General features: G+C 72.0%; 15 protein-coding genes and 2 pseudogenes. 9 read left to right on the forward strand and 8 right to left on the reverse strand.

Annotated elements, in window-relative coordinates:
- Positions 1-16: 16 nt before the first annotated feature.
- The 3 genes and pseudogenes from E1300_RS06215 to E1300_RS53830 all read right to left on the reverse strand — a co-directional run.
- Positions 17-916: a hypothetical protein gene (locus E1300_RS06215; RefSeq protein ID WP_131755913.1), complete on the reverse strand. Its 900-nt coding sequence runs from the start codon at positions 914-916 to the stop codon at positions 17-19.
- A gap of 367 nt (positions 917-1,283) precedes the next feature.
- Positions 1,284-1,667 carry an MFS transporter gene (locus tag E1300_RS52175; protein ID WP_242618965.1) on the reverse strand — a complete coding sequence of 128 codons (384 nt, stop codon included), beginning with the start codon at positions 1,665-1,667 and terminating at the stop codon, positions 1,284-1,286.
- A gap of 166 nt (positions 1,668-1,833) precedes the next feature.
- Positions 1,834-2,544: pseudogene (locus tag E1300_RS53830) on the reverse strand (MFS transporter); the annotation flags it as partial.
- Between E1300_RS53830 and E1300_RS06225 the strand changes: the two are divergent.
- On the forward strand, positions 2,441-3,079 hold the full coding sequence (locus E1300_RS06225; RefSeq protein WP_131755915.1) for a TetR/AcrR family transcriptional regulator: 639 nt from the start codon (positions 2,441-2,443) through the stop codon (positions 3,077-3,079). The pseudogene E1300_RS53830 and the gene E1300_RS06225 sit on opposite strands and share 104 nt — an antisense overlap.
- 104 nt (positions 3,080-3,183) lie before the next feature.
- Here the strand turns inward: E1300_RS06225 and E1300_RS06230 are convergent, their stop codons facing one another.
- Positions 3,184-3,861 (reverse strand): response regulator, encoded by a 678-nt coding sequence (locus E1300_RS06230; RefSeq protein WP_131755916.1) that lies wholly within the window; start codon positions 3,859-3,861, stop codon positions 3,184-3,186.
- A gap of 343 nt (positions 3,862-4,204) precedes the next feature.
- On the opposite strand from E1300_RS06230, the pseudogene E1300_RS53835 reads away from it, so the two are divergent.
- The 4 genes and pseudogenes from E1300_RS53835 to E1300_RS06245 form a co-directional block, all read left to right on the forward strand.
- Positions 4,205-4,513, forward strand: a pseudogene (locus E1300_RS53835) (DUF4118 domain-containing protein); the annotation flags it as partial.
- 73 nt (positions 4,514-4,586) lie between these two features.
- On the forward strand, positions 4,587-4,886 hold the full coding sequence (locus tag E1300_RS52190; RefSeq protein WP_242618968.1) for a hypothetical protein: 300 nt from the start codon (positions 4,587-4,589) through the stop codon (positions 4,884-4,886).
- Between the two features lie 25 nt (positions 4,887-4,911).
- On the forward strand, positions 4,912-6,426 hold the full coding sequence (locus E1300_RS06240; RefSeq protein ID WP_131755918.1) for an FAD-dependent monooxygenase: 1,515 nt from the start codon (positions 4,912-4,914) through the stop codon (positions 6,424-6,426).
- Positions 6,427-6,454: 28 nt separating this feature from the next.
- Positions 6,455-7,105, forward strand: coding sequence for an FMN-binding negative transcriptional regulator (locus E1300_RS06245; protein WP_131755919.1), 651 nt, complete (start codon positions 6,455-6,457; stop codon positions 7,103-7,105).
- A 231-nt stretch (positions 7,106-7,336) separates the two neighbouring features.
- On the opposite strand, the gene E1300_RS06250 is transcribed toward E1300_RS06245, so the two are convergent.
- Both E1300_RS06250 and E1300_RS06255 read right to left on the reverse strand, forming a co-directional pair.
- Entirely contained in the window at positions 7,337-8,212 is an 876-nt protein-coding gene (locus E1300_RS06250; protein WP_131755920.1) for an SDR family NAD(P)-dependent oxidoreductase, read from the reverse strand.
- Complete coding sequence (locus E1300_RS06255; protein ID WP_131755921.1) at positions 8,209-10,419, reverse strand: MMPL family transporter; 2,211 nt, start codon at positions 10,417-10,419, stop codon at positions 8,209-8,211. The genes E1300_RS06250 and E1300_RS06255 overlap by 4 nt, the downstream gene beginning before the upstream one ends.
- A 104-nt stretch (positions 10,420-10,523) precedes the next feature.
- On the opposite strand from E1300_RS06255, the gene E1300_RS06260 reads away from it, so the two are divergent.
- A complete protein-coding gene (locus E1300_RS06260; protein WP_165502703.1) occupies positions 10,524-11,087 on the forward strand; it encodes a TetR/AcrR family transcriptional regulator in 564 nt (187 codons plus the stop codon).
- Between the two features lie 530 nt (positions 11,088-11,617).
- On the opposite strand, the gene E1300_RS06265 is transcribed toward E1300_RS06260, so the two are convergent.
- Positions 11,618-11,977, reverse strand: coding sequence for a nuclear transport factor 2 family protein (locus tag E1300_RS06265; RefSeq protein WP_131755923.1), 360 nt, complete (start codon positions 11,975-11,977; stop codon positions 11,618-11,620).
- Positions 11,978-12,391: 414 nt separating this feature from the next.
- Entirely contained in the window at positions 12,392-12,607 is a 216-nt protein-coding gene (locus E1300_RS06270) for a hypothetical protein (protein WP_131755924.1), read from the reverse strand.
- A gap of 216 nt (positions 12,608-12,823) precedes the next feature.
- On the opposite strand from E1300_RS06270, the gene E1300_RS06275 reads away from it, so the two are divergent.
- From E1300_RS06275 to E1300_RS06285, 3 genes are all read left to right on the forward strand, one after another.
- On the forward strand, positions 12,824-13,273 hold the full coding sequence (locus E1300_RS06275; protein ID WP_131755925.1) for an HTH domain-containing protein: 450 nt from the start codon (positions 12,824-12,826) through the stop codon (positions 13,271-13,273).
- A 774-nt stretch (positions 13,274-14,047) separates the two neighbouring features.
- Positions 14,048-14,743, forward strand: a complete 696-nt coding sequence (locus tag E1300_RS06280; RefSeq protein WP_131755926.1) for a hypothetical protein — start codon at positions 14,048-14,050, stop codon at positions 14,741-14,743.
- Positions 14,737-15,918 (forward strand): S8 family serine peptidase, encoded by a 1,182-nt coding sequence (locus E1300_RS06285; protein ID WP_131755927.1) that lies wholly within the window; start codon positions 14,737-14,739, stop codon positions 15,916-15,918. Before E1300_RS06280 ends, E1300_RS06285 begins: the two co-directional genes overlap by 7 nt.
- Positions 15,919-16,428 lie beyond the last annotated feature (510 nt).

The raw sequence follows: 16,428 nt of genomic DNA on the forward strand, positions 1-16,428 counted from the left end.
TTGACCCCACCCGCCGTCATTGGAGTGCCACCAAGACTGGAACGAGGCCCTGGCCCGAGCGCAACTCGCCCAGCGCCTTGCCGAGGACGGACCCGAACGCACGCATGGGATCGAGCGCACGCATGGCGTGGCCTTGCGTGGGCGACGTGGTGAGCATGTCACCCAGCCCGATGGGGCCGTGGTCCGCGTCCGCCTTGCAGAACACCTTGCCGATCAGTGCGAGCGGGCATCGCGTCTCCGCGGGCCGCCTGCCGAGGACGATGCCGGGACGCAGACCACCCGCGCCGGAGACGACCCCGGCGACCCTTCGGTCATAAGGGGATTCGCACGGGACGACGGCGCCGCCCTCGCTGAGCACCATGACGGTGCCGGCCTCGGCGTCCGCGGACGCCTCGAAGTCCTCGGCGCAGTCGGCGTTGGTGAGGATGATGTCCCCCGACCCGCCGTCGAGGCGGATGGTCTCGGCGCCGGAGCCGTTGCGGACGACGACGTCACCCTCGTTCCCGTTGGCCCCGACGAAGACCCCCGCGGTGTTCCCGTCGATCTCGAAGACGGTGCGCCCGGAGCCGTCGCGGAGGATGACGTTCCCCTCGTGGCCGCTCGAACCGATGGAGACGGTCCCGTCGGCCCCTTCGAGCACGATGACGTCGTTCCGGACGGCGTCGCGAATACGAATGGTGCCGACCTTTCCGCCGCCACCGAGGAACAGGTCTCCCAGCGACCCGTCCATCCGCGCGCCGTGGTCGTCGCCCGGTCCCGCGAGGCTGAACGATCCGGTATTGGTCAGCTGCATCATCTGCTGGCCGCCGGACGTCTTGTAGACGATGTCGACGAATCCGGAGTCGGGATCGATCGTGAGGATCGTGGTGCCGTTCTTGTTCTTGAACTCGACCTTTCCGGTGAAGACCTCGGGCATGGCGCCTCCCTTGTGATGCCACGACTTCTTCGAGAGCACCCCTGGTGACACGGACACGCCCGGCCCAATGGCGGCCCCGCCGCAAGCGATGAAGGCGTCCGCACTCGTACAATGCCACACCAGGATGGAAAAATGAATTGGCCGAGTCGCCGCGCGGCATCCGAAACTCCGATTCCAAGGAGGCCGAAAGCAAATTCCCCGAGGGTGAGGTCGGAGTGGTTTCAGTTGCCCGCGGGACGCACTGTCGAGTTAGCGAAAGATGTTGCACAGGCGCGTACTCCGGCGTATGCCGCAATGAAGGATTCGGTGAGCTTGCCGACGAGCTTGGGTACCTGCGGCGTGGGTGGTGTCCTTCCGGGCGGAGCGGTCACGCCGCCGCGGCGGGGGACGCCGCGCTTTTGGCGGTGTCGGCCTTCGGCACGAGGAGGGCGAGCATGAGCGGGAGGGCGCTGAGGCCGAATGTCCACCAGAAGGTGGTGGAGAACGCTGCGAGGCCGTCCTCAGGCCCGGCCGCGTCGGCGAGGAGGCTTTGGAGGATGACCGCGACGCCGAAAGGTGCGCCGACGCGCTGGACGACGGTGAAGGCGGCGCTGCCGCGCGGGGCCTCGTCGTGGCTCAGGCCGGACAGGGCGAGGATCATCAGCGGGAAGGTCGTGGCGCCGAAGCCGAGGCCTTGCAGGTATTGGCCGCCCAGCAGCAAGACGGTGCCGCCGTGGGTGCCGGCGAGGGCGAACGGTGCGATCCCGGCCATGGTCAGCAGCACGCCCGCGGCGCGCGAATACCCGCACGTCGATGAGGGCGCGGCCGCGGGCGCGCAGCGAGTACGCGGTGAACGCGGCGATGAGCGCGGCTCCGGCCAGGAGGGGAAGCCAGGCGGAGGTGGCGGCGAAGCCGCCGCGGCCGGGCGCCTGGCTGATGCCGTAGGCCAGGGCGACGACGCCGGGCGTCAGCAGGAGGAAACCGGCCGTGTCGAACCGGTGACCGCGCCGGCCCGCGGTGGCGGGCAGCAGCCGGGCGCCGAGCGCGAGCGCGGCCAGGCAGACCGGGACGTTCACCAGGAAGAGCCACCGCCAGTCCGCCCATCGCAGCAGGACGCCGCCCAGCACCGAGCCGAGGACCGGGCCGAGCAGGCTCGGCAGCCCGACGGGGAGCATCGCCTTGTCGAGGCGGTCGGGCCCGGCCGCCTGGGCGAGGATCGACATGGTGATCGGGATGATCACGCCGCCGATCCCCTGCACCACCCGGAAGGCCACCAGCGCGGGCAGTGAGCCCGCCAGGCCGCACAGGAGCGACCCGGCCAGGAACGCGCCGACGGCCAGCAGCCACGCATTGCGGGCGCCCAGCCGCTCGCAGGCCCACCCGCTCACCGGGATCACGGCCACGTACGCCAGCAGGTAGCCGCTCACGACCCACTGGGTCGTGCCGACCTCGGCACCGAACCGGGCGCCCAGATGGTCCAGGGCGATGTTGACGATCGTGGTGTCCAGGAGCGTGGTGAACGCGCCCAGCGCCAGGACCAGGCCGATGAGCGTCAGCCGGCGATCGGTCACCTCGGCGGACAAGAGGGCGGCGATCATCGCCGCGGCGCGCGTCCTGTTCGCGCGCCGCGGGGTGGACGCGGTGAGCATGGACGCCGTCGCGGCGAAGGCCGAGGTCTCCAAGCGGACCGTCTACGACTACTACGGCGACAAGAACGGCCTGTTCCCGGCCATCCTGTCCGAGACCTCCGAGGCGCTGAACGCCTCCGTCCAGCGCGCCCTCGACGAGCACCTGCCCACCGACGGGACGATCACCACGGTCGGCGAGCTGGAGGAGGCGCTGACCGCGCTGGTCGTCGAGCTCGGCAGGACGCTCGTCGGCTCCGCCGACCACGCTGCGGCGTTCGCGCTCGTCGCCCAGCGGCGCTGGCGCGAGCCCGGCAGCCGCGACGACGTCGAGACCGCGTCATCCGAGCGGGCCCTCGCCGAGCGCCTCGCCCACTTCGCGGACTCGGGCCTCCTCGACACCGACGATGCGCGCACCGCCGCCTCCCACCTCGCCGCGCTGACCGTTCTGCTGGCCTACAACGACCAGCCCGACCCCGCCACCGCCGACCCCGGCCGCATCCGCAAGATCATGACCGACGGGGCCCGCGCCTTCGTCCGCGCCTACGCCACCCGCTGAGCTCGCCTTCCCACCCTCGTTCAGCGGCCGCCCTCAAGTGCGGCCACCTCGCGGTCATGAGCCCGGAACCCGGGGCATCGCCGGCCGCCGGCCCCATGGGCCGGTCAGGGCTCGAACCGGTAGCCCATACCGGGCTCGGTGATGAAGTGCCTCGGACGGGACGGGTCGTGCTCCAGTTTCCGGCGCAGCGAGGCCAGGTAGACGCGCAGGTAGTTGGTCTCGCTGAGGTGGTTCGGGCTCCACACCTCGGTGAGGAGCCGGCGCTGGGAGATCAGCTTGCCGGGGTTGCGCACCAGGATCTCCAGCAGTCCCCATTCGATGGGGGTCAGATGGACGCGTTCCCCGCCCGGACCGTAGACGATCTTGCCGTTGAGGTCGACCGAGTGGCGGCCGACGTCCACGGTCGGCAGTTCCTCGTCGGCGGGCGCCCGGCGGGTGATCGCGCGGATCCGGGCGAGCAGCTCGTCGATGCCGAAGGGCTTGGTGACATAGTCGTCGGCGCCGGCGTCCAGGGCGTCGACCTTGTCGCGGCTCCCGGCCCGCCCGGACAGCACGATGATCGGCACCGTCGACCAGCCGCGCAGCCCGCGGATCACGGCGATCCCGTCCATGTCGGGCAGCCCGAGGTCGAGGATCACCAGGGCCGGCTGCCATTCCGTGGCGATGGTCAGGGCCCTCTCGCCGTCCGGCGCGACCTGAACCCGGTAGCCGCGGGCCCGGAGGTTGAGCCGCAGGGTCGCGAGGATCTGCGGGGAGTCGTCCACCACCAGTACACGCGTCATCGCGTTCACCTCGGCGGTTCAGGTTCTCGTCGGCCGGATTCGGTGCGGAGATAGAGAAGGAGCCCTGGTCACCGGCCGGCGGCCGAGCGGCCGATTCCCATTGCGGCGATTTTGCCATCACGGTGCTTCGCGTGAAAGAGCCTCCGGCGGAGCGGGGCATCGGGTTCCGGCGCGGGCGCCGAGAAAACGGCGGCACCCTTGTCGGCCGCTCGCCCTCCCATTCTTGGTGATCACTTACGGACGGCCCGGAAAGCACCGGCGGAGCCTTTTCGCGGCCGGTCCCGGACGTTGGCGGGCGGGTGACGCGGGGTCGCTCGTACGCTGAGGTGGTCATGAGGTCGTCATGAGGACGGCGAAGGACGGCGCGCTGAGCCGCCGCAGGACGCTCGCCGGATGGGCCCTGGCACTCGCCGGGCCGCCACTGCTGACCGTGCTGTTATCGCCGTGGCGCGGCGAATTAGGCGTCGCGTCCGAAGTGCTCGTGTTCCTGACCTTCACCGTCCTCGTCGCGCTCGTGGGCGGGCTCGGCCCGGCGCTGTTCACCGCGATCGCCGGGAATCTCCTGACGAACTGGTTCTTCACCCCGCCCTATCACACGCTCACCATCGCCGATGTCGAGCATGTCCTCGCGCTGGTGCTGTCGGTGGTGGTCGCGGCCGTGGTGTCGCTGGTGGTCGATCTGGCGGAGCGGCGGCGGCGCTGGGCCGTCCGGGCCGGGAGCGAAGGTGACCCTGCGGGCCCTGGCCCGCGAGGGGGCCGTCGCCACCTGCGGCTGGAAGGCGGGGATGCGCATGTCGTATCTGCGGGGTGCCGAGTGCATCAGCAGGCATCTCCACGTGAACACGCACGTGTGGCGGCTGCCGGAGTCACCGGAGATCCGGGACTTCCAGGAGGCCGGCGACTGGATCGCGCCGAAGGGATCGGACGTGACCTACGACTTCGACCAGGTGCCCGAGCTGGCCGACGACTACGCCGGCGGCAGGATCGGCTCCTACTTCCCGCTGTACCGCGTGAACCCGCTCTGATCGAGCTCCTTGGAGGGGAGACGACGTGGACCATCCCGGCTTCGACACGGACGTGGTGATCGCGGGCGCCGGGCCGACGGGGCTGATGCTCGCCTGCGAGCTCAGGCTGGCGGGCGCCGACGTCGTCATCGCCGACCGGCTCGCGGGACGGACCGGCGAGTCGCGGGCCGGCGGGATCCACGCCCGCACCCTGGAGGTGCTCGACCAGCGAGGCGTCCTGGACCGCTTCCTGGCGGCCGGCGAGGTGCAGTCGGTCGGCCACTTCTCCGGGCTCTGGCTCGACTTCGACGACTCCGACTCCCGGCACCCCCGCCCGCTGATGATCCTGCAGTCCGCCATCGAGCTGCTGCTGGAGGAGTGGGCCGCCGAGCTCGGCGCGCGGGTGCGCTGGTCGTCCGAGGTGACCGGGATCCGCCAGGACGGAGCCGGGGTGACGGTCGAGCTGGGCACGGGGGACGCGGCACGCGCGACGCTGCGCGCCCGCTACGCGGTGGGCTGCGACGGCGGGCGCAGCACGGTACGCAAGCTCGCGGGCATCCCCTTCCCCGGCTCCCCGGCGACGATGACCGCGCTGCTCGGCGACGTCGAGCTCCCCGATCTGCCCGAGGAGTACATCTTCATGCGGCGATGCCCGGGCGGCCACTTCTCGGTGATCGCGCTCGAACCGGGCTGGCACCGAGTGATCACGTCCGAGTACGACCACGTCGCGGAGTGCGAGGGGCCCGCGACGTTCGAGCGGCTCCGGGAGTCGCTGATCAGGCTCGCGGGCACCGACTGGGGCATGCGCGGCCCGCGGTGGGTCTCCCGGTTCGGCGACGCCGCGCGGCAGGCGTCCAGGTACCGGGAGGGACGGGTGCTGCTCGCGGGCGACGCGGCGCACATCCACTACCCCGCCGGCGGGCAGGGCCTGAACGTGGGAGTGCAGGACGCGGTCAACCTCGGGTGGAAGCTGGGCCTGGTCGTGCGCGGCCGGGCGCCGGAGAGCCTTCTCGACAGCTACCACGCCGAGCGCCATCCCGTCGCGGAACGCGTCCTGCACAACACCCGGGCGCAGTCGGCGCTGGCCCGTCCCGGCGCCCAGACGGACGCGCTGCGCGACGTGATCGGTTCCCTCATCGCGTTCGACGACGTCAACCGGTACCTGTGCGGAATGATCACCGGCCTGGACATCCGGTACCCGGCCGACGGCCACCACCCGCTGGTGGGCCGCCGCGTCCCCGACGCCGACCTCAAGACGCCGGACGGCACCTCCCGCGTCCACGAGCTGCTGCGCGCGGCCCGCCCCGTCCTGCTCGACCTGCGCGGCGGCGCCGCGGTGGTGAGGGTCGCCGACGGCTGGACCGACCGCGTCGACATCGTCGAGGCCCGCAGCGAGGACGACCGCTGGCCCGTCCCGGGCGCCGGCGAGATCCCCGCCCCCGCCGCACTCCTCATCCGTCCCGACGGCCATGTCGCCTGGGCGACCGGCGGCGGACGGCCGCACAGGTCCGAGCTCCGGACCGCCCTCGCCACCTGGTTCGGCCCTGCCGCGCAGCGGTGAGGCACCACCCGGCTCAGGGGAGGCACCGATGTTCGTACCCGACTTCTACCGTCCGCCCGACAGCTCGTGGATGGTCGAGACCATCACGGGCAACCCGCTGGCGCTGCTGACGAGCAACGGCCCGCCCGGAGGCGTCCCGTTCGCCACCCATCTCCCGTCGATCCCGGAATCTCTCGACACCGGGTCGGCCGACCTGTCGGGCAGCGTCCTGCTGTGCCACATGAACCGGATGAACCCGCACTGGTCGGCCCTGGAGGACGGCGCCGCCGTGCTGCTGACGTTCACCGGCCCCCACGGATACGTCACTCCGACCGTCTACGAGTACACGCCGGCCGCGCCGACCTGGAACTTCACCTCGATCCACGTCCGCGGGACCGTACAGAAGATCGATTCGATCGAGGCGACGCTCGACGTGGTCACGGCCACGGTGCGTGCGTTCGAGAGCCGGTTCGGCAGCGACTGGGACATGACCGAGTCGATCGGCTACTTCCGCGAGATCGTGCCGGGGGTCGGCGCCTTCCGCGTCCGGGTGACCGGCGCCGAGGGCATGTTCAAGCTGAGCCAGGAGCAGAGCAGCGAGGTCCGCGAGCGCGTCCGGCGCTCGTTCGGCGGCCACCCGAACGCACAATGCCGCGCGGTGGCCGGCCTGATGGACCGCCTAGCCCAGACCACGCGATAACGCGACTCCATCACCCAAATCCTGAAGCCTCACGTCACCCGCCGGCGCCTTGGATAGTGACCTCTGAGCTGGAGAAACGTGGACGAGACAGGGGCGAACATCGACCAGATCGGCGACGTTCGCGTCTGCCCAGCTAGAACGCGTAAGTGGCTCTCCGACCAGCCCCCCTCAGCGGAGACTATGTCGAGATTCCGGACCGAGTTCTGGCTCGCTTCATGGCGAAGTGAACCGTCAGATGTAGGGCTTGACGAGTTCGGCCGAGCGTTCCCAGAGTTGGGCGGCGAGGCCGGGATCGTCGGCCTGGCGGTGCACCTTGGCGTCCTTGGCGAAACCGTCGAAGTAGGCGCCGCTGGCGCCGCCGACCTCGGGGGACGTGGCGAGCCAGACCAGCGGCCCGGCGCCGTCGTCCCCGGTGAGCCGGATCCTGCGCAGCGGGGTGCGGACGATCAGCCGCCCGAGCCGCGTCTCGGCGGCGAACCTCGTCGCGACGGCATCGGCGTCGCGGTTCTTCTTCCGCCGTCCGGGGTCGGGGTTGAAGGAGAACGCTTCGATCTCGGTGTTGCGGCGGGCGAGTTCGCGGGTGAACAGGATGTTCATCAGCTTGGTGGTGGAGTAGGCGATCCAGCCTTCGCCGTAGCGGCGCTTCTCCCATTCGAGGTCGTCCATGCGCAGCCTGCCGAACCGGTTCCCGAGGCTGGAGGTGGTGACGACGCGGACGGGGCCCTGCTGGGCGCTCTCCCGGAGCCGGGGCAGGAGCAGGTGCGTGAGCAGGAACGGGGCGAGGTGGTTGGCCTGGAAGGTCAGCTCGTGCCCGTCGGCCGTGACCCGCCGGGAGGGGACGAGAGCGCCGGCGTTGTTGGCGAGCACGTCGATGCGCGGCAGGCGTTCGAGCAGCGTCGAGGCCAGGTGGCGCACCTGTTCGAGATGGGCGAAGTCCGCGATGAACGGTTCGGCGCCGATCTGCGCGGCCACCTGCTCGGTGCGTTCAGGAGAGCGGCCCACCGGGACGACGCCGGCTCCGAGATCGGCGAACCGGCGGGCGGCGGCGGCTCCGATGCCGGAGCTGGCGCCGGTGATCACGACGGTCTTGCCCGTCAGGTCGGTCATCGGCGTCCCTCCACCGCGACCATGGGTGCCACGGACGGGCGGTCGAGGGTGCGGCCCTCGATGTCGACGTCCGGCAGTGCCCGGCCGAGCCACCGCGGCAGCCACCAGGCGCTGCGGCCGAGGAGCGTCATGACGGCGGGCACGATCGTCATGCGGATCACGAACGCGTCGAACAGCGTGGCGGCGGCCAGCGCGAAGCCGATCGACTTGACCAGCGGGTCCGCGGAGAGCATGAAGCCGGAGAACACCGCGACCATGATGACGGCGGCGGCCGTGACGACGCGGGCGCTGTGGCCGAACCCGGTGACGACCGCGGGCACGGGGTCCTCCCCGCGGACGTGGGCCTCACGGATGCGGGTGACGAGGAAGACCTGGTAGTCCATGGCCAGGCCGAACACGACACCGATCACGAAGATCGGCAGCGCGCTGAGGACGGGGGCGGTCTGGGAGACGCCGAAGAGCCCGGCGAGCCAGCCCCACTGGAACACCGCGACCACGGCGCCGAACGTCGCGGCGACGCTGAGCAGGAACCCCAGGGTCGCTGTGATCGGGACGAGCACCGACCGGAAGACGAGCGTCAGCAGGACGACCGCCAGGCCGATCACGAGGGCGAGGTAGGGCGCCAGCGCGCCGGCGAGCTTGTCCGACATGTCGATGTCGAGCGCCGTCAGGCCGGTCACCGCGATGCTCGCGCCGGTTTCGGCGCGGATGCCGGACGCCTCGCCGCGGATGGCGGTGACCAGACCGGCGGTCGCCGCGCTGCCGGGCGCGCTGCGCGGCACGACGGTCACCAGCGCGGTGTCACCGGACGGGTTGAACACCGGCGGGGCGACCGCGGCGACGCCCGGCAATTGAGCGATGGTGCCGGCGACGCGGCGGGCGGCGTCCTTGGGGTCGGTGCCGCGGGCGGCGTCCTCGGGGGCGGTGCCGCCGGCGGCGTCTTCGGGGGCGGTGCCGCCGGCGGCGTCGACCACCACGGTGAGCGGCCCGTTGAAGCCGGCACCGAATCCGTCGGCCAGCATGTCGTACGCCTTGCGCTGAGTGGTGCCGGGAGCAGCGACGCTGTCGTCGGGCAGGCCGAGCCGCAGGCTCAGCGCGGGCGTCGCGAGGACCGCCGTGCCGAGCGCCGCGGCGATCAGCACCGGGACCGGACGGCCCGTCACCGACCGCGCCCACCGCGGCCCTCGCGTCCGGACCGCCGCGGGCCGCAGCCGCTCGCCGACGAGGCCGAGCAGCGCGGGCACCAGGGTGAGGGCGATGAGCACCGCGACAAGTACGGCGGCCGCGGCGGCCAGTCCCATCTGGGTCAGCACCGGGATCCCCACCACCGACAGGCCGGCCAAGGCGATCACCACGGTGAGCCCCGCGAAGACGACGGCCGAGCCGGCGGTGCCCAGAGCACGCCCGGTGGCCTCGTCCGGTCCGTGGCCCAGGTGCAGTTCGTGCCGGTACCGGAAGACGATGAACAGCGCGTAGTCGATCGAGACGGCGAGCCCCAGCATGATCGCGAGGGTCGGGGTCGACGCGCTCAGCTCGACGAATCCGGTCGCCGTGCTGATCGCGGTCATGCTGACGGCGATCGCGATCGCCGCGGTCAGCAGCGGCAGCCCGGCGGCCACGACGGACCCGAGCGCGACCACCAGGACGACCGCCGCGACCGCCACGCCGACGATCTCCTTGAGGCTCTGGCCGGACGGCTCCTCCGCCGCGTTGCCGCCCATCTCGACGGTCAGCCCCGCGTCCCGTCCCGGCTCCACCGCCCGGGACAGCGCCTCGCGGGCCGCGTCCGGCAGGTCGACCGCCGGAACCCGGTAGGTGACCTGCGCGTAGGCGACCGTCCGGGCCGGGTTGACGGCACCGGCGCCGAACGGGTCGGTCACGTTCGCCACCTGCGGCCCGGTTCGGAGCCGCCGCACGACGTCCTCGACGGCGGCCTTGTTCTCCGGGGCGGTCAGCGGCCTGCCGTCGGACGGGGCGAACACCACCCGCGCGGTGGCGCCGCCGGCCGCGGCCTGCGGGAACCTCTCGGCGAGCATGTCGATGGCCCGCTGCGCCTCGGTGCCCGGGATCGAGAAGGAGCTGGAGGACGGCCCGGAGAGGGTCATCGCTCCGGCGATGAGCCAGCCGAGAACGCCGAGCCAGGACAGCGCGACCAGCCACCTGCGGCGGAACGCGAACCGGCCGAGCCGGTACAGGCGTACGGCCACGACGGACTCCCCTCGTCGAACGGGATGCCTCATGAATGAGACATAGCGTCTCTCCAGCGAGCGACAGTGTCAACTATGGGGTCGCCGATGTACCCTGGCGGACGATGACCAGGAGTTCGGTCCTCCGCGACCATGTAGCCGCCGGAATCCTCGACGTCGCCGCCACCGTCCTCGCCGAGCGCGGCGACGCGGCGAGCATGGTCGACATCGCCGAGGCGGCCGGCGTCGCGCGGGCCACGCTGTACCGCTACTTCCCCAACCGGGACGCGCTGCTCCGCGCCCTCTACGAGGCGGCGTTCGCCGACCTCACCGCGCGGATCGCCGACGCCCAGCTCGGCACGGCGCCGATCGGCGAGGCGATCGCCCGGATGACCCGCGCGGTGATCGCGGCGACCAGCAAGTACCGCGCACTCGGGCTCTTCAAGAAGACCCCCGACGAGTCGCGCCAGGCGGACCTTCAGCTCACCGCGCCGCTGCGCGCGGTGTTCGAGCGCGGCGAGGCCGAGGGAGCGTTCCGCGGCGACCTGCCCGCCCAGACGCTCGCCGAGGTCTACTTCGCACTCCTCGAAGGAGCCGTCTCCCGGGTGATCCAGGACCAGCTCGGCGTCGAGCAGGCCAGCGCCGCGATCACCGCCGTCTTCCTCGACGGCGTCCTCGACCACGGCTGACCCACACGTACTGCCCCGGACGCGCGACTCAGATCCGCTTCGTGCTACCGGCCGGCGCCAGCGTTCAACAAGGCGCGGCGAGCATCGCATGAGTCGACCGGCCAGGCACCGACCTGCCGCCCGATGCTGGGCTGGCTACGCAAGCCAGCACGGACTCGCGCGCACAGGACCCGCGCCGGAGGACAAGAGGACTGGCTCCGCGTGCAGTGGATCACGGTCGCCGATCAGCTTGGCGAGGGGGCCGCCGCGATCGACCGGGCCGGGCCGGGTCGGCGTGGCGCTGTACGACCCCCGACTACGACAAGCTGCCCGCTGGGGCGGCTGGCTTCACAAGACCGTGTACTTCCACCTGGCCACGGTGCTTACCGCGAGCGACTGCCACTCCCCCGGCCGGTCGAGCGCGTCGCACGGCGGTGGGAGCTGGGGTTCGCGCTCAGTTGGTGGCGGTGCGGTGGGTGACCGCAGTCCTTTCGGTCGAGCCCCGCCGGCGACCATGCGGCTGACGGTCGCCGGACGGTGTGTCGGCTGTGTCAATCGGCCGTGCTGGCGTGCACGGCGATGATTCGCCAGCCGTGCGTGTCGTCGTATATCCAGGTGCGGGTGTAGCGCATTCTGGCCGTGAACGGCGTCCCGGAGACGGTCCCCTCGACGGTGCCGAGGAACCAGGTCACCCCGGTGCGCCCGTCAGCGAGGACGGTCAGCTCTTCCTCCGCCACCTTCGTCAGCACCTGCGCCCGAGTGCGGTGCAGCTCCAGATCGTCCGCCTTGGTCTGCACATTGGCACCGAAGGTGAAGAGCAGCCGATCGTCCAGCAGCCGATCCAGCGCCTCGACGTCCCCAGCGAGTTGCGCGGTCTGTAGTCGGCGCTCGGCGTCCCGCAAGTCTTCCATGAGGCCCACCCTCCCAGCCAGCGCCGTCTCCGCACCAGGACGTTCACGCTGAGCTGATCTTCGCCGATCGATCACCCACCGGCGTCGCACCCCACGAACTGCGGGACGGGTGGGGGCGGTGAAGTTCCGGCCTTGACCCGGCCGGTTCGCGATGCTCGTCCAGCGATGGGTCACCGACTCCCCGCTCGTCGACCCGAGCACCGTGGCTGCTCTGCTGGACGGGCCGCGCACGTCTCCCTCGACGAGCCGGCACTCCTGCTGGGGTCCCTGCGCAAGTTCGGGGCGCGCGGACGGTCCGCATCGCTAGCGCAGCGGGTCACCGCCGGAGCCTCATCCCACCGGCCGCACAATGTGGCCGCCGCACGGCGCCGAGCGGTGCCGCGGCAGTACGGCCGGGCGGCAGGAGATCGGGGATCAGTCGTCGATCACTTGCCCGTCGTACTTTCCGCCCACGCAGAAGCCGGGCGGGATCGGATCGTCCCCGATGATCACTCCACCGCCGTCAACGCATTGCTGACCGGTGACGCCGGTGATGGCGGCGGCGACCGGAGGCGCGACGACGGCGAGAAGGACGGCGGCGGACGCCACTGCGAGCGGCGCGCGGATACAGCGTGCGAGGCGGTGTCGCATGATCTGCTCCTCGATACGGGAAACGACTCTCGGTAACGTAAAGTACTGACTCGTTGCCGTGTGTATCCGCGCGAGTACAATTCCCTGCGGCAAGGCGAGCAGACTGCTCCGGTGGCTATCCGATTCCTCTACCGAGTGCACGACCGTTGCACTAAACGAGCGGCCGCGCTTACGGGACCGATGCTGAACGTCAGTGGTCCGGGTCGCCATGGTGGGGTGAACCGCGGAGATCGGTTGCTCGCGCTCGTCCCCGAGTTGCGCGCGGCCGCACCGGACCCGCTGGAGCACGCCGCGCTCGCCGAACGGCTCGGGGTGAGCGAGCGGACGGTGCGGCGCGACCTCGAACTGCTCACGCACGGCGGCCTGCCGGTCGAGGCCGCGAAGGGGCACGGATGCGTCCTGCCCGACCCGACGCCGCCCACCCCGTTGAGCGAGGTCGGGTCGCTGATGGGCCCGGTGCGTGGCACCCTCGCGCGACCTGGACACGCTACTGGCGGCGCTGCACATGCCGATGCCGCAGCCACCCGCCGAACCGGGGCCGCGCGGTCTCGCGGGGGCGGCACGGGCGCGCGGGTGGGACGCTGGACGGGCTTGATCTCGTCCGCTCGCGAGGCCGGGACGCGACCGCCGACGTCCGCGGCGGCGGTGAGGACGCGGCGGCGGTGAGGACGCGACCGCCGAGGTCCGCAGCGGCCGTGAGGGCGCGGCGGCGCTGCGCGGCGTCCTCGGGCATCTGGCGGAGTGGAGGTGCTGGCAGTTCGCGGCGGCCCGCGCCGCCGCGACGGGCGACGACCCGGTCCTGGACGGCCGCCGTCCGCCGTTCCCGCCGGAGTTCGACCGCGACCTGCCCTACGACGCGCGCGAACGGATGATCCAGGACGCGATGGCGCTGCGGTCACTGGGCGAGCTGGCCCGCGACTCGCAGGAGGTGCTGGAGGCGCCGGAAGATTGGGCCGCCGACTGTGACGACGCGCTGTGAGAAGGTGAGCTGCCCGACCCGCGCCCGCTCGGGCCGCCTGGCCCGCCGCGTCCGCTGGCCGACCTGCTGGCGGGATGGCGGGGACCGCTGGCCCACATCGAGTGGCATCTGGCTCGCCTCTCCGACGAGCCGCCGGAACCGCCGTCCGAAAACGACGAGGAGGTGTGGGTGATCGACCGATGCCCGCCAAGCTGGACCCACACCATGGGCTGGCGGCGTCCCAGGGACTGTCGACCCGGAAAGGCCGGATTCGGCCGAACCGGCACGTAGGGCTCCAGAGTGCCACCGATTGCTGGTTAGATCAGCCTGTGTCTCCGAACGACGATGCGGGCCCCGCTGACACGGGCCCGTTAGACACCCCTCCCACTGAGGCGGCCCCCGAAGAAGCCGTCCCCTCCGCCGCGGGTGTGGCTCCCGTTGGGGCGTCCCGGCGGACTCGCCGGCCGTGGCCGCTGATCGTCGTGCTCGCGGTGGCGGGTGTGGCGGCGGTCGCCGGTGGCGGTGCGGCCATCGCCGTGGAGCTGAACCGCTCCCCCAGCGCGAGCCAGGTGCGCGCGGCCGGTCAGAAGGAGCTGGCGGAGCGCTGGCGCCTCATGGACGCTGGGGAGATCTTCCCCGCGCGGATCGAGAGCACGGAGAAGACCGGCGGGGTGGCCACCCGGGTCGCGGTGCGGGTGGGGATCGCCCCGGCGGCGTCCTGCGCCGAGGGCTTCGACCGGAAGCTCGCGAACGTGCTGGTCGCCCACGGCTGCCGGACGGTGCTGCGCGCCACCTACGTCGACGCCGGCGGGACGCTGGCGACCACGCTCGGCATCGCGGTGATGCCGGACACGGGAAGGGCGTCCGCCGCGGAGGGCGACTTCGGTACCCGGCTCGGCGGCGACGCGGTTCGCGAGCGGTACGGCGTGCGCGCGCTCGCCTTCGCCGGCACGGTCGTCCGGGACTTCGACGACTCCGGGCGCCAGGACTTCTGGTTCGGCTCCAACGGCACCCCGTACCTGTTCTTCCGGTCCAGCGGCTGGACCACCGGCAGGGGCGGCCGCGTGAGGCCGATCCTCGCCGACACCTTCGCCTTCGCCGACACGGCGCTGAACAGGGTCACCCAGGGCTTCGCCGTGACGGACGAGCCCTGCGACCGCAAGGGAGTGCGATGCTGACGCGCCGCGTGGCCGTGCCGCTGACCGCCGCCCTCCTCCTCGGGCTGGCCCCGCCTCTGACGAACGACGCCGGCGCCGACACGGCATGGGTGCGGCAGTTCGGCCGCGACTTCGAGGAGGCGCGCACCACCGCACGCGGCGGCAAGGTGAAGGTCGCCCTGCTGGCCGACGGCGTCGTCCGCGACGCGAAGGGCCTGAAGGGCGCGGTCGAGAAGGAGAAGGACCTGGTCGGCACGCCCCGGCCGAAGCGGGTGCTCGGCACGCTGCTCGCCTCGCTGCTCACCGGGCACGACGACGCCTTCGTTCCCGCCGCGACCATCCTGCCGGTGCGGGTCTACGCGACGGATGACGAACCGGGCGGCAAGGACTGGCGGGACAGCGACGAATGGACGGACAACCTCGCCGACGGCATCAGGTACGCCGCCGAGCAGGGCGCGAACGTCATCGCCGTCGCGGCCTACGCGGTCGACTACTCCTTCAGCGACTACGGCACCATCGAGGGTGCGATCGCCTACGCGCGAGCCAAGAACGCCGTCGTGGTCGCTACGAGTGGCCGCCAGGACGCACAGCGGCCGCAGTATCCGGCAGGCTCGCCGGGCGTGGTCAGCATCGGCGTCGTCGACAACGACGGGCGGCGCGACGGGAAGTGGACCGCTGCCGGCAGTGGGCTGCTCGTCTCCGCACCCGGCACCACGGTGCCGGTGGCAGGCCCGGACGGCCGGGCCTGGACGATCCAGGGGGACACCACGGCGTTCCTGTTCGGGACGGCGGCGGCCGCCATGCTGAAGGCGAGGTATCCGCAGATCACGCCGCCGCAGATCGTCCAGGTGCTGTCGGTGTCGGCGCGCCATCCGAAGGGGAAGGGGCGCTACGACACCGACCTCGGATTCGGCTACCTCAACCCGGCCGGCGCGCTGTCCGAGGCGCGGCGGCTGTACGCGGGACCGATGCCCGCGATGACCGCCGAGGCGTCCGTGCCCGCCGGTGAGTCGCTCGGGAAGCGGCCGGAAGCGATCCGGGCCGTCCCGCGCGATGAGGCGTGGCTCGGCGGATTCGGGGCCCTCGCCATCGCGGGGCTGGTCGCGCTCGGCGGCGCACTGTGGCTCGCCCTGCGGAAACGCCGTCACGAGCCGGCAGAGCCCGCGAGCGCGCCCGTCCCGATGCCACCGTCGTAACGCGCCTTCGAGTGCCGTTGGCGTTGACGCGTCCCTGCGCCGTGTTGTGGCGCGGCCGTGCCGGTGCCGTTGTGACGGGCGGGCGCGGGCTCGGGCCAGGCGGTCGTGGCGGCGGGGGCGACGGGGCGGCTGTGGCGAGGCTGTGCCCATCGAGGACGTTCAGTCCGCGCGCGAACCGGACGGTCGTCGACGTCGGCGGGATCGGTCACCCGCCAGTCGCGGAGCGTCCCCGTGCTGAGCGTGCGTGCCCGGGCGGCCGAGCGGCCGAGCGGGTCTCCGCGGCCAGTTCCCAGATCGCGGCGCGATGGTCGCCGCCCTCGGATTCTTCGACGCCGAGCCCCTTGGTGTCCGAAGCCCCGTTCTCCTCACCCGCTCGGCCCAAGGAAGCTCAGTCGGCGAGGACTTCCGCCAGGACGCCCGTAGCGTCCCAGACCTCGCGGCGGCCGGTCGGGAGTCGGATCGATGAGGGTGACCTGCCAGGCGCCGCACAGGACGTCGAGTACCTGTTCA

Origin of the sequence: Actinomadura fibrosa (assembly GCF_900659615.1) — a bacterium.
Taxonomy (GTDB): domain Bacteria; phylum Actinomycetota; class Actinomycetes; order Streptosporangiales; family Streptosporangiaceae; genus Spirillospora; species Spirillospora fibrosa.